Source organism: Aestuariivirga sp., assembly GCF_037139295.1.
In the GTDB taxonomy this organism is placed as follows: Bacteria; Pseudomonadota; Alphaproteobacteria; order Rhizobiales; family Aestuariivirgaceae; genus Aestuariivirga.
Map to the genome: position 1 here is coordinate 121,283 of NZ_JBAXGR010000004.1, position 13,299 is coordinate 134,581.

Genomic DNA, 13,299 nt, shown 5'->3' on the forward strand with positions numbered 1-13,299 from the left:
GGCTCCAATGCCCTATACGCAGCACCTCAAGGTGATGGTCGTCGACGATACCTCGGTCAGCCGTATGCTGCTCGTCGACGGCCTGAACGAGATTGGCATCAAGAACACCGTGCTCGCGGCCGATGGCGAGCAGGCGCTGCAGCTGATGATGGCGGGCCCCTGCCACATCGTGTTCTCGGACATGAACATGCCCAAGCTCAACGGGCTTCAGCTGCTGAAGGCACTGCGCGAATATGCGCCCACGCGGCAGTGCTGCTTCATCCTCGTCACCGGCAAGGGTGACCGCGCGATGATCGAGGAGGGCAAGAAATACGGCCTCAACAATTTCCTCGCCAAGCCCTTCACCACGGCAACCCTCAAGGCCGCCATCGAGGCGGTGGTGGGAAAGCTCGTCTGATGCAGCACCCCGGCCAGCATGCCCGCATCAACATCGTGCAGGGCGAGTATCACGTGAGCGGCGACAAGGTGCTCTCCATTTCCACGTTGCTCGGCTCCTGCGTGGCCGCCTGCATCAATGATCCGGTCGCGGAAGTGGGCGGCATGAACCACTTCCTGCTCCCGGGCGATGCTGCGGCCTCGACGCTGTTCTCGCGCCACGGCGTCCACCTCATGGAACTGCTGATCAACGGGCTCCTCAAGAAGGGTGCTGCGCGCCACCGGCTGGAAGCCAAGCTGTTCGGCGGTGCGCGCACCATGCTGGGGCTGGGCGACATCGGCGCCACCAACGCGAAATTCGCGCAGGACTTCCTCAGGCGCGAGGGCATTGCCATCACCGGCGGCAGCCTCGGCGGCGAAACCGGGCGGCGCATCCAGTTCTGGCCCGCCTCGGGCCGCGCGATGCAGAAGTTCGTCCGTGCTGTGGAGGAGAAGCCGGTTGCCGTTCCCGCCCTGCCACCCACAGGCGACCTGGAGCTGTTCTGACATGAGCCAACTTCCGCTGTCCGTGCTGCTCAACCAGCTCTCCCTTGAGCTGGGCGCGCTCCAGCTCATGGCCGCCGACATGGAGGCCACGGTGGACGACATGATCGAGCGCAACGCCGGCGTGCTCGATGCCCGCAGCATCCAGAACCTGCAGCTCCTCGACATATTGAACCAGACGTTGCTGGCGCTCGCCCGCTTCGCCGCCAATACCGCGGCGCTGGCATCGCCCGAATGGCAGGTGGATGGTGCGGCCGCGGTCGCCGACCTCAAGCTCGCCAGCCTCGCGCAGCGGCTGGTAAGGGGGGCAGGCCATGCCGTGAAGGAGGAGACGGAGAGCTACGAGTTCTTTTCGTAGCCTTTCCGGCTGTCGCTCGGCATCGCCTGCGGGGTGGTGGCGGAGCGGCCCCTCGCCCCCGGTGGGCTCGGCGCGGGACGCGAGCAGGGCGCGGAGCAGGAATATCAGCCACATCACCATTTTGTCCCTCCCTCCCGTCAGCAATGATGGGCAGAACATAGCACGGCCTTGCTCGAAAGTCAATAGTTTCCTATTCAAGGAAACAAGATGATATCGATCTCGCCCGCGGCCACGGTCAAATCGCCGCACGGCGCGCACATCGTCTTCCCGCGGCAGCGTCTGCGTGCTTCATTTCACACCGTTCCGGACCCACGATAAAGCGACGCAATTCCCCCATGAGACGACTTGCGCTTCTCCGGTTCCCGTGTACAGTTTGGAAAAAATAATTCCACGCAGGAAACAATTAGGAGGAGTCACATGCCGCTGTCCTGGAGATTTTCGGTCCTCGGTGACCGTCACCGCGCACTTGGTTCGAAACTCGAGGACTGGAGCGGCATGGGAACCGCCTGGACCTACGACAAGGACATCTACGAAGAGCACATCGCCGTCCGCACCAAGGCCGGCCTGATGGACGTCTCGGGCCTCAAGAAGGTCCACCTCGTGGGTCCGCACGCCATCGCCGTGCTGGACTACATCACCACCCGCGACATCAACAAGGTCTATCCGGGCAAGTCGGTCTATGCCTGCATGCTCGATGACCGCGGCATGTTCACGGATGACTGCATCGTCTATCGCACCGGCCCCAACTCCTTCATGCTGGTGCACGGCTCGGGCTCGGCGCATGAGCAGATCGTGAAGGCCGCCATGGGCCGCAACGTCGCCGTGCTGTTCGACGACGATCTGCACGATCTCTCGCTGCAGGGCCCGCTGGCGGTCGATTTTCTCGCCCAGCACGTGCCGGGCATCCGCGACCTCAAGTACTTCCACCACATGCAGACGACGCTGTTCGGCGCGCCCGTCATGATCTCGCGTACCGGCTACACCGGCGAGCGCGGCTACGAGATCTTCGTGCGCGGCCAGGACGCGCCCATGGTGTGGGACACGATCCTCGACAAGGGCAAGTCGATGGGCATCATCCCCGTCTGCTTCAGCGTGCTCGACATGCTGCGCGTCGAATCCTACCTGCTGTTCTATCCCTACGACAATTCGCAGATGTACCCCTTCCCCGATCAGGTCCCCGGCGACTCGCTGTGGGAGCTCGGCCTCGACTTCACGGTGAGCCCCGGCAAGACCGGCTTCCGCGGTGCCGAGGAGCACTACAAGCTCAAGGGCAAGGAACGCTTCAAGATCTTCGGCGTGCTGGTCGATGCTGATGGCCCGGTTGATTTGGGCGACGAGGTCTGGGCCGACGGCCGCAAGGTCGGCGTCGTCACCTGCCCCAGCTATTCGAAGCTCACCAAGAAGAGCATGGGCATCGCCCGCCTCGAAGTGCCTTACGCCAAGCAGGGCACACCGCTTGAAATCCGCGGCAAGAACGTGAAGGCCAAGGCAATCGCCCACACCATCACCTTCGATGACCCGGAAAAGAAGAAGCGTACCGCAGTCGGTTAAGGAGCAACGGGGCGCATGCTCGTAGCAGGTATCAAGAGCCGCCCTGTTTACAGCGGCCTCAACATCGACAGCCACGCCAAACGGCACCTCTTCGCCCTCGAGGGCGAAGGGGCGCTGGCCTTGATCGACCGGGTCAAGGCGGCGGGCTCAGACTTTCTGAAGAATGCCGACATCCTCTACGTCGCCTCGGGCTCCAGGGCCGAGGACCACGACAGGAAGCTGGCAGCGCTGGGTGCTGATACGTTCTGGCTGGCGCCCACCATCCCCGTGCTGCTCAACCGCCTCCACGTCATGCTCGGCCAGGCCCACATGGGAAGCCAAATCTATCTCGCGGGTACCGAGGGCTTCATCGGGCAGGCCCAGCAGGTGGCGATGAACCACGGCGTCGATCCGGCCTCGATCCATGCCGAGCACCGCGGCTCCGCAGCGCGCCGCGTGCAGTGCGTGCACTGCAAGGGCATCACCGACAACGTGACCACCAGCCCCTTCACCTGCAGTGCCTGCGGCCTGTCGCTGCTGGTGCGTGACCATTACTCGCGCCGCCTCGGCGCCTTCCAGGGCGTCTGCATCGATGCCGAGGAACCGGGCACCGCGCCCAAGCCCGAGGAGCTGTTCCCGTGACCGTCAACACCGAAATGAAGGTTCGCGTGGCGGCGACTGCCCAGGTCGCTGACAAGGTGAAGCGCTTCCGCTTCGAGCGCGTTGACGGCCAGCCGATGCCGGTGTTCTCGGGTGGCGCCCATGTCATCGTCTCGATGCGTGACGGCAAGGCGCTGCGCCGCAATCCCTATTCGCTCATGTCCTCGCCGGAAGATTCCGCGGGCTATGAGATCAGCGTGCTGCGCGTCGAGAATTCGCGCGGCGGCTCCGCCTTCCTGCACGAGAAGCTGAAGGAGGGCGACGAGCTCATCCTCAGCCAGCCCGTCAATCTCTTCGCCCATGACCATCGGGCCAGGAAGCACATCATGATGGCCGGCGGCATCGGCATCACCCCCTTCATCGCCATGATGGACCAGATGGAGCGCGAGGGCGCGGCCTTCGAACTGCATTACGCAGTGAGGACGCGCACCCACGGCGCCTACTGGAAGGAACTCCAGCAGCGCTACGGCAAGCACCGCGTCAAGATCTATTGCGACGAGGAGAAGCTGTTCATTCCCGTCGCTGACGTTCTCGCCAACCAGCCGCTCGGAACCCATCTCTATGTCTGCGGTCCCGCCGGCATGATCAACGGCGTGCTCGGCAAGGCGCGCGAGCTCGGCTGGCCGAAGCAGAATCTGCATTCCGAGGAATTCCTCGCGCCGCCGCCCGGCAAGGCCTTCCAGGTCAGGCTGGCGAAATCCAACCGCACCATCGACGTCGCACCCCACCAGAGCATTCTCGAAGCGCTCGAAGCCAATGGCGTCGACGCGCCCTATCTCTGCCGTGGCGGCGCCTGCGGCCAGTGCGAGACGGGTGTGGTCTCCTGCGACGGCGAACTCGAACACAATGACCACTTCCTCGAGCCCGATGACAAGGCCTCCGGCAGGAAGATCATGATCTGCGTCTCACGCATCACGGGCAACGTGGTCACCCTCGACCTCTAGGAGTTCAGCGTATGAACATCAAATTCAAGAACGAAACGTTCCGCGACGATTATACGTTCAAGAACTCATCCGAAGCGATCCGCCGCTTCCCCTTCCCCTTCAACGAAGACAAATACATGTATTCGGTGAACATGGAGCCCCATGTTCCCGCCGGCCCTCCTGGCCACGCCTACAACAAGCCCATCGACGTCGACGAGCATTTCGTTGCCGAGATGGCCGACCGCGCCAAGGTGCTGAAGGAAGATCCGCTCCGCTACCAGGCGTTGCCGCACATGATGGCCGCCCAGTGGGATACACTCGAACTTCTCATGGAGTCCCAGGCTGCGGGCTACCCGGAACACTTCACGCTGGAAAAGAACGGCGACCAGTGGCGCTGGATCAACCGCCCCATGGGCATCGACCAGACCTTCACCTTCGGCGACGCCTCCACGCTGCCGATGGAGCCCCTGGAATTCATCACCCGTCAGGCCCAGGGCGATTTCGTCATCGTCGACCAGCGTGATGGCCAGCTGTGGTGCGACGCCGGCATGGTGACCACCCAGGCCGACTGGTCGCTCGACTTCGACATCGGCATGAACTTCCATGAATGGCACGGCCCCGTGCCGCTGGCCCACGAGATCGGCGTGTTCGACCGCGCGCTCAAGTTCCTGCTGAACCTCCAGCAGGGCAGGCCGGTGCGCCGCCTGAACTGGACCATGACCATCAATCCGCGGCTCGATACGAGCCCCGAGAATTATCACAAGTGGGGCCCGGACCGCGCCACCGTCACGCCGGAGAATGTCGGCGACAAGGTGCACCTGCGCTGCGAATTGCAGACGCTGTGGCGCCTGCCGCGCTCCAACGCCATCCTCTTCGTCATCCGCTGCTACCTCATCAAGATGGAAGAGCTGGTGACGGTGCCCAAGTGGGCACGCCGCTTCCACCGTGTGCTCCGCGATCTGCCGCCGGAGCTGGTGGACTACAAGGGTCTGACCCGCTACCGCCCGACCACCATCGAGTGGCTAGCAAAATTTGACGACGGCCAGCCGACCACCCCCGGCATCTATCCGGAATGAGTGGAAAGCAAGAGACAAGCACCAGGGAGACACCATGACGAAAGTTGCTGTAATCGGCGCAGGCCCTTCGGGCCTCGCAGCCCTTCGCGCCTTCCAGTCCGCGAAGAAGAAGGGGGCCAAGATCCCCGAAGTCGTCTGCTTCGAGAAGCAGGATGACTGGGGCGGACTGTGGAAGTACACGTGGCGCACCGGCCTTGATGAACATGGCGAGCCGGTGCACTGCTCGATGTACCGCTACCTGTGGTCCAACGGACCCAAGGAGTGCCTCGAGTTCGCCGACTACACCTTCGAGGAACATTTCGGCAAGCCGATCCCGTCCTATCCGCCGCGAGCCGTGCTGTGGGACTATATCGTCGGCCGCGTGAAGAAGGCCGGTGTGAGGAAGTGGATCCGCTTCAACACGCCTGTCCGCATGGTCGACTACGACAAGAAGAAAAAGAAGTTCTTCATTACCTCGCACGACCGTGTGAAGGACGTGATGAAGACGGAAGAGTTCGACTACGTGATCTGCGCGTCCGGTCACTTCTCGACGCCGATCACGCCGTTCTTCCCCGGACTCGACTCGTTCAACGGCCGCGTGCTGCACGCCCATGACTTCCGCGATGCCCTCGAGTTCAAGGGCAAGGACATCCTCATCGTCGGCCGCAGCTATTCGGCCGAGGACATCGGCTCGCAGTGCTGGAAATATGGTGCGAAGTCGGTGACCACCACCTATCGCTCAAAGCCCATGGGCTTCAATTGGCCCAAGAACTTCGAGGAGCGCCCGCTGCTGCAGAAGCTCGAAGGCAAGACGGCCTACTTCAAGGACGGCACCACCAAGGACGTGGACGCCATCATCCTCTGCACCGGCTACCAGCACTACTTCCCCTATCTGCCGGAGGACCTCCGCCTCAAGACGGCCAATCGCCTGTGGCCGGAGAACCTCTACAAGGGCGTTGTCTGGCAGGACAACCCGCGCTTCTTCTACATCGGCATGCAGGACCAGTTCTACACCTTCAACATGTTCGACGCGCAAGCCTGGTACGTGCGCGACATCATCCTCGGCCGCATCAAGCTGCCCAAGGCCGATGCCATGAAGAAGGACTGGAAGAAGTGGCTGAAGCGCGAGGAGAAGCTCGCCGATGCCGAGCAGATGATCTGGTTCCAGGGCGACTACGTCAAGGAACTGATCGAGGCCACCGACTATCCGAAGTTCGACATCGAGAGCGTGAACAAGACCTTCATGGTCTGGGAGCACCACAAGATGGACGACATCATGGGCTTCCGCAACAACGCCTACAAGTCGCTGATGACCGGCACCATGAGCCCCAAGCACCACACCCCGTGGAAGGACGCGCTCGACGATTCACTCGAGGCCTATCTGGCGGTCAAGTAAGACTGCTTACATCGGGAACACATTATCGCCGGGCCTCAGGGTCCGGCGATTTTGCTTTGGGGTGTGTTCGGAGGCCGTTGCTCAACCCCTACAGTCATCATCGCCGGGCGCGACCCGGCGATCCTTTTCCGGCGCCGGCAAAGTGGATGCCCGGGTCACGCCCGGGCATGATGAAAGTGAGGAGGGGAAGGAAGCTCTAAGACCGCGGCCTTGTCTTCTCCGGATCGTAAGCTGCGAACTTGACGATCTTCGCGGGCAGGCGCTTCTGGTGACCGTCGAGCTTGCCGATCTCCACTTCCGTGCCGGGTTCGGCGTTCAGCGCATCGACGCGGGCCAATGCGATGTTCTTGCCCAAAATCGGCGAGCGCATGGAACTCGTCACCACGCCCACCTGCGCGCGGCCGATATGCACGCAGTCACCATGGCCCACCGCCTCGTTCGAGTCGATGTCGAGGCCGACGAGCTTGCGGCGCGGATGTTCCTTGCGCTTGATGAGGGCTTCCTTGCCGATGAAGTCATCGGCCTTGGTCTTCAGCGGCACGGCAAAGCCGATGCCGGCTTCGAAGGGGTCGGTCTCGGAGTCAAACTCGTAATGCGCGAAGATGAGGCCCGCCTCGATGCGCACCATGTCGAGGGCCTCGAGGCCCATGGGCTTCAGCCCGTATTTCTGGCCGGCATTCCACACCGCGTCGAACACCGCATTGGCATCCTTCGGGTGGCAGAAGATCTCATAGCCCAGCTCGCCCGTGTAGCCGGTGCGTGACACCACCACCGGTGCGCCTTCGAAGTGGCCGATGCGGGCGGGCGTGAAGCGGAACCACTCGAGTTCACCAATCGACGGCTGCGCGGGCGGCGTCCAGATGATTTCCTTCAGCAGCTCGCGGCTGTTCGGGCCCTGCACCGCGATGTTGTGCAGCTGGTCGGTTGAGGAACGTACCCACGCCTTGTAGCCCATCTTTTCCGCCTGCTCGCGCAGCCAGATGCCGGAGTAGTCATCGCCGCCGATCCAGCGGAAGTTGTTGGGACCCAAGCGGAACACCGTGCCGTCATCGATCATGCCGCCGTTCTCGTAGCACATGGCGGTGTAGACCACCTGGCCGGTGGCCAGCTTGCGGATGTCGCGCGTCACGCAATACTGCATCAGTGCCTCGGCGTCCGGCCCCGTCACCTCGAACTTGCGCAAGGGTGACAAGTCCATCACCACGCATTTCTCGCGCGCCGCCCAGTATTCGTCGATGGGCCCATCGTTGTTGAAGCGGGTGGGCAGCCAGTAGCCGCGATACTCCGTGAAGTTCCGGGTGAGGGCAGCGAAGCGCTCATGGAAGGCGGTCTGCTTGGTCAGCTGGGCGTCGGCGTCCGGTGTCATGCGATAGGCCACTGCTCTCTGGAAGGTTTCTTTCGCCGCATAGGTGCGGATGTGGATGTCGGTCGGGTCCCACGCGTTTGCCGCGTCGATGTCGTCAGGGCACGACGAGGACACGCAGATGATGTCGGTCAGTGCCTTCATCAGTACATAGTCGCCGGGCCTGGACCACGGCTCGTCGAGGTAGAGCTGGTTCTGGTGGTCGATGTTGGTGTTGTAGAAGTAGTTGATCGCCTCCCAGCCCTTTCGCGGGGCAACGCCATAGGGCGCCAGGGCCTGGTTGAAGTTCTCGGTGCAGTTCACATGCCCCGGATAGCCCATGTCATCATAGTAGCGGCTGTTGCAGGCGGTGGCGAAGGCGTCGTGCCGGCCCACCGTGTCCTGCACGATCTCGACCAAGGGCTCGAACTCGCGGTCGAAGGCTTTCGACGGCAGGCCCGGTGTGGGGTAGCTGCGGCCCAGCAGCGTGCGCGTCACGGTGGAGTCCAACGCATAGTCGAGGCCCTTGTCCACCTTGCGGGCGGCCAGCGCCTGAAAATCCGTGCACTGACGGCCGGACACGTCGATCACCTGGATCCACTCGCCAGCGCGCACCAGATAGGCGTTGGCCGTCGCCGCCCTGATGCGGATGTCGTGGATGGGATCAGCGAGCGGCTCAGGGAGAATGTCCAGTCGCTTTCCCGTGGGCGGTGCAGCGCGGGTGATTCGCAGTTCGATGTCGGTTGCCGTGTCCTGCGCCTCAGGGCTCATGTCGGCGCCGGGCACCGCCACGATCAGAATGCCGTCGCGCGCTACCTTGAGTTCAGCATTGCTGCCGGCCCGGCTTTCCGCGCCGAACAGGCCGGCGGAGCGTGCCTTGGCAAGGTCGACGCCGCGGCGGCGCAGGGCGCCAAGCGTGCGCGCCACGCCCTCGCTGCTGCGTGACAGCAAGGACTTCAGCCCTTCGCCAGTGCCGTCGGGCTTCGTGCCGAGTGCGGCCAAGTCGAACGCGCCATCGGCCCCGCAGAACAGCACTTCGCAAGCCTGGCCGCCCTCCACGTCGGTGAGGCGCAGCAGGTCTCCTGCCTTGACCTCCACCACCACCGAACCCGCCCCCGGAACGGGGTAGCGTTCCACCCGCTCGGGCAGCGTTCTCACACCCGGCCGCAGGATGCGGCTCGCCGGCGGGGCCGTGTTGCGTTGCAATAAATCCAGCATCAATCACCCTTCCCTAGGGGTATGTCTTCAACGAGTTTCGAAACTATAGGTGAGTTTCGCTTGACCGTCGATATAATGGCATTCAAAATTATTTCCTGAGGGATAGGGGGGAAACAGCGGCTTCGGTCCGCTGCCTTATTCTTTGCCCGATGGATGTCGACCCACCCGGAAGAGGTGGCATGCCATCGGGAATGGGTAAAGGGAACAACTTAGGAAACGACGAACATGTCAGAAAAATCGAACTCGGGCGAACTCGTCCGGGCATTGGACTGGAAGGGCGCCTTCTGGGTCGCGGCCGGCGTGCCGCCACTCGTGCTCTTCTCCATCGGCGGCATCGCCGGCACCACGGGCAAGCTTGCCTTCCTGGTGTGGATCATCTCGATGATCATGGGCTTCCTGCAGTCCTTCACCTATGCCGAAATCGCCGGCATGTTCGCCAACAAGTCGGGCGGCGCCTCCGTGTACGGAGCAACGGCCTGGCTGCGCTATTCGAAGTTCATCGCGCCGCTCTCGGTGTGGTGCAACTGGTTCGCGTGGAGCCCGGTGCTGTCGCTCGGCTGCGCCATCGCGGCAGGCTACATCCTCAACTCGCTGTTCCCGATCCCCGCCGCTGACTCGCAGCTGGTGCTGGACTGGGTCGCCGCCAACCTGGCGAACTATAGCGACACCACGCAGTCGGTCGTCGACTACATCGCCGCCAATGCCGGCACGGCGCCTGCCGATGCCATCAAGGCGGTTGCCACCACCGATGCAGTGGCGGCGCTCACGCCCTTCGTCCGCAGCTGGGAAGCCTACACCTTCAACATTCCTGGCCTCGGCGCGATGCACTTCAACGCGACCTTCGTGATCGGCGCCGTGCTGATGCTGATCATCTTCGCGATCCAGCATCGTGGCATCGCCTCCACGGCAAGCGCCCAGAAGGTGCTGGCCATCATCGTTCTGGTGCCGCTGTTCCTGGTGGGCATCGTGCCGATCGTGACGGGCCAGATCGACTATTCCAACGTCACCAACCTGATGCCGCCTGCCGCCGCCTATTCGGCGGACGAGGGCAGCTGGAACATCGGCGGCTGGACGCTCTTCCTCGGAGGACTCTACATCGCCGCCTGGTCGACCTACGGCTTCGAAACCGCGGTGTGCTACACCCGCGAGCTCAAGAACCCCAAGACCGACACGTTCCGGGCCATCTTCTACTCCGGCCTGCTGTGCTGCGTGTTCTTCTTCCTCGTGCCCTTCTCCTTCCAGGGTGTTCTCGGCCACGCCGGCATGCTGGCACCGGGCATCGTGGACGGCACGGGTGTCGGTGAAGCGCTCGGCAACATGGTGGGCGGCGGCAAGGTCGTCACCCAGATCTTCGTGATCCTGATGATCCTGGCGCTGTTCCTCGCCATCATGACCGCAATGGCCGGTTCGTCCCGCACCCTCTATCAGGGTTCGAAGGACGGCTGGCTGCCGCGCTACCTGAGCCACGTCAACAAGCATGGTGCGCCCACCCGCGCCATGTGGACCGACTTCGCCTTCAACCTCTTCCTGCTGGCGCTGGCGTCTGACATCGCGGGTTACTTCTACGTGCTCGCCATTTCCAACGTCGGCTACATCATCTTCAACTTCCTGAACCTCAACGCGGGCTGGATGCATCGCGTCGACTCAGGTCACGTTCCACGTGCGTGGAAGGCACCCACCTGGCTCATCGGCTTCAACACCATCCTGGCCTTCGTCAATGCCCTGTTCCTCGGCGCCGGCGCCAAGGTCTGGGGCTATTCGAGCGCCCTGTGGGTTGGCTTCGCGATGGCCGCGCTGATCCTGCCGGTGTTCGTCTATCGCCACTATGTGCAGGACGGCGGCAAGTTCCCCAAGGAAGCGCTCGACGATCTGGGCATCGTCGGCGGCGGACTTGGTGAGCGCAAGGCCGGCATGTGGCCTTACCTGACGCTCATCGCCGGCATCGCGCTGGTGCTATGGGCCAACTGGTTCTTCGTGCTGCCGGGCTAACAAAGCCCGTCACTGCGACACCAGTGTGCGGGGCCCCTTCGCAGGGGCCCCGTTTCTGCTTTATGATCATCCGGAACAGGGAGCGCACAGCACATGAAGACCATCACCCCCACCGAACGCATCGTGGCCAATTACAAGACCGCGCCCTACAAGAGCTACATCGATGCCGACGGTCGCGAGATCCCGGGCCAGTCCTTCGTGCAGTTCGACGACACCTTCCCCGAGGGTGCCGGCTTCACGCTCTATCGCATGGCGCCGGGCTCATCGAGCCAGCCGCATGAGCACACCTGCCATGAGCAGTTCTTCGTCATCGAGGGCGAGGTCACCGACAATGACGGCTATGTCTACAAGGCCGGTGACTTCGTGCTGCTGAAAACCGGCACGCAGCATTTCTCGACCACCGAGAAGGGCGCCACCCTCGTTGTCTTCGTGCGCGAACTCGAGAAGAATCTCTGAGACGTCAGGGCATCTGCGGTCGGCCGCGCAGCCAACCAAACGGATTGAGGCTCATGCCGATCCGGTCAAGCTTAGAGGCGATGCGGTCCTGCAGTGGCCCGATGCCCGTGGTCGTCTTGTAGAACAGCACCAGCGTGCCAATGAAGAACACGCCATAGAGCGACCACAGCACCACCGCAGGCCCGAGATCGCTCTTCTTGCCATAGTCACCGCAGAACTCGATGAGCTGGTGGTAGATGATGATGACGAGAATGGCGACGATCGACTGGTAGAGGTTCTTCTTGCGCGAGCTCTGCACGCCCAGCACCACGGCCAGCATCGGCAGGAACAGGCATGACATGGCGATCACCAGCTTCTTGTGCAGTGCCATCGACAGATCCACCACGTCGGCATCGGCAATGGGCGAAGTCTGCGCCATGAGTTCCGGCAACAGCAGCTCCTGCTCGTCCTCGCCACGTGACCTGAATGCCGCCGCGGCATTGCCGACGGGAACATCGAGCACGTCGAAATCCATCATCTGCACATTGTCGGGGTCTGCCCCGTCGGCAACCACCACGCGCTGCCCATCAAAGAGCCTGAGGTTCAGGCTGCCGTCGATCTTGCTGATGTTGCCGCGCGGCGCGAAGATGGTCGAATTGCCGCCCTTGTCGAGCGGCTGGAAGATCAGGATCTTCTGGAAGCTGTGGCGGTCCGGGTTGATTTCCTGAACATAGACGGTGCGGTTGTCGATGTTCATGAAGGTGCTTTCGCGGACGCGCAGATAGAAGTCGGATTTTTCCAGATGGTAGGTCAGCGCCCGGTAGCTGTAACGGCCGATGGGTTGCAGCCAGCCCACCACGAGAACGCTGATGCAGGTGAAGATCACGCCCAGCGCGATCAGGCTGCCGAAGCTGCGGGCGATGGATGAGCCGGTGGCCTGCAGGATGTTGAGTTCCGACCCAACCGTCAGCTGGCGCGCCGTGAGGTAGCTTCCCCAATACAGCGCTAGCGGCAGCATGAAGGCCAGGTAGTGCGGCACGAAGGCGCCAAGCATGCGCGCCACGATCAGCATGCCCTGGTCGTTGCCAAGCACCAGATCGAAGATGATCAGGAAGCGCGCGGCGGACAGCACCAGCAATCCGATGAGGATGGTCGCGAAGATCGGCACCAGACACTGGCGCAGCACATATCGGTCGATGATGGTCAGAAGAGCCTCGCCTGTCGGTGGCAACGAATCCGGAGAAGGCTAAAAAACCATGATCGATCTTCGAAGCCAAGCCCTAAAACCGGGGCCCGCCATGCGTGCATCCACGCCTTGGAACGAGCCGGAAAGCGGCGGGATTGTGGCGCGGTGCTGCCTTTGCGGCACGGATCACGATTGCCGGCGAGTTGTATGGAGCTGTGGTGAACACGATTGTCGGAGAGGTGGATGGTGGAGCCAGGCGGAATCGAACCGCCGACCTCTTGAATGCCAT

General features: G+C 62.7%; 13 protein-coding genes. 10 read left to right on the forward strand and 3 right to left on the reverse strand.

Features of this window, described 5'->3' with window-relative positions:
- The first annotated feature begins 7 nt into the window (after positions 1 to 7).
- The 8 genes from WCJ41_RS02670 to WCJ41_RS02705 all read left to right on the forward strand — a co-directional run bounded on the left by WCJ41_RS02670 (position 8) and on the right by WCJ41_RS02705 (position 6,840).
- Positions 8 to 397: a response regulator gene (locus tag WCJ41_RS02670; RefSeq protein WP_336904272.1), complete on the forward strand. Its 390-nt coding sequence runs from the start codon at positions 8 to 10 to the stop codon at positions 395 to 397.
- Positions 397 to 921, forward strand: a complete 525-nt coding sequence (locus WCJ41_RS02675; RefSeq protein ID WP_336904273.1) for a chemotaxis protein CheD — start codon at positions 397 to 399, stop codon at positions 919 to 921. The genes WCJ41_RS02670 and WCJ41_RS02675 overlap by 1 nt, the downstream gene beginning before the upstream one ends.
- Position 922: 1 nt before the next feature.
- Positions 923 to 1,276: a hypothetical protein gene (locus WCJ41_RS02680; RefSeq protein WP_336904274.1), complete on the forward strand. Its 354-nt coding sequence runs from the start codon at positions 923 to 925 to the stop codon at positions 1,274 to 1,276.
- A 417-nt stretch (positions 1,277 to 1,693) separates the two neighbouring features.
- Complete coding sequence (locus WCJ41_RS02685) at positions 1,694 to 2,827, forward strand: aminomethyltransferase family protein (RefSeq protein ID WP_336904275.1); 1,134 nt, start codon at positions 1,694 to 1,696, stop codon at positions 2,825 to 2,827.
- A gap of 15 nt (positions 2,828 to 2,842) precedes the next feature.
- Entirely contained in the window at positions 2,843 to 3,448 is a 606-nt protein-coding gene (locus WCJ41_RS02690) for a dimethylamine monooxygenase subunit DmmA family protein (RefSeq protein ID WP_336904276.1), read from the forward strand.
- A complete protein-coding gene (locus WCJ41_RS02695; RefSeq protein ID WP_336904277.1) occupies positions 3,445 to 4,410 on the forward strand; it encodes a PDR/VanB family oxidoreductase in 966 nt (321 codons plus the stop codon). Before WCJ41_RS02690 ends, WCJ41_RS02695 begins: the two co-directional genes overlap by 4 nt.
- A gap of 11 nt (positions 4,411 to 4,421) precedes the next feature.
- Positions 4,422 to 5,465 carry a DUF3445 domain-containing protein gene (locus WCJ41_RS02700; protein ID WP_336904278.1) on the forward strand — a complete coding sequence of 348 codons (1,044 nt, stop codon included), beginning with the start codon at positions 4,422 to 4,424 and terminating at the stop codon, positions 5,463 to 5,465.
- Between the two features lie 34 nt (positions 5,466 to 5,499).
- Entirely contained in the window at positions 5,500 to 6,840 is a 1,341-nt protein-coding gene (locus WCJ41_RS02705; RefSeq protein WP_336904279.1) for an NAD(P)/FAD-dependent oxidoreductase, read from the forward strand.
- Between the two features lie 196 nt (positions 6,841 to 7,036).
- On the opposite strand, the gene WCJ41_RS02710 is transcribed toward WCJ41_RS02705, so the two are convergent.
- Entirely contained in the window at positions 7,037 to 9,400 is a 2,364-nt protein-coding gene (locus tag WCJ41_RS02710) for a DUF1989 domain-containing protein (protein WP_336904280.1), read from the reverse strand.
- A 225-nt stretch (positions 9,401 to 9,625) separates the two neighbouring features.
- Here WCJ41_RS02710 and WCJ41_RS02715 point away from each other — a divergent pair, with 225 nt between their 5' ends.
- The gene (locus tag WCJ41_RS02715) at positions 9,626 to 11,389 is read left to right on the forward strand and encodes an APC family permease (RefSeq protein ID WP_336904281.1); all 1,764 of its coding nucleotides are present in this window, start codon (positions 9,626 to 9,628) and stop codon (positions 11,387 to 11,389) included.
- A 93-nt stretch (positions 11,390 to 11,482) separates the two neighbouring features.
- On the forward strand, positions 11,483 to 11,845 hold the full coding sequence (locus WCJ41_RS02720) for a cupin domain-containing protein (protein ID WP_336904282.1): 363 nt from the start codon (positions 11,483 to 11,485) through the stop codon (positions 11,843 to 11,845).
- A gap of 4 nt (positions 11,846 to 11,849) precedes the next feature.
- Here the strand turns inward: WCJ41_RS02720 and WCJ41_RS02725 are convergent, their stop codons facing one another.
- Together WCJ41_RS02725 and WCJ41_RS02730 are read right to left on the reverse strand one after the other, a co-directional pair.
- Positions 11,850 to 13,055 (reverse strand): LptF/LptG family permease, encoded by a 1,206-nt coding sequence (locus WCJ41_RS02725; protein WP_336904283.1) that lies wholly within the window; start codon positions 13,053 to 13,055, stop codon positions 11,850 to 11,852.
- On the reverse strand, positions 13,028 to 13,299 hold a 272-nt coding region (locus tag WCJ41_RS02730), incomplete at its 5' end, for a hypothetical protein (protein ID WP_336904284.1). The genes WCJ41_RS02730 and WCJ41_RS02725, both read right to left, overlap by 28 nt.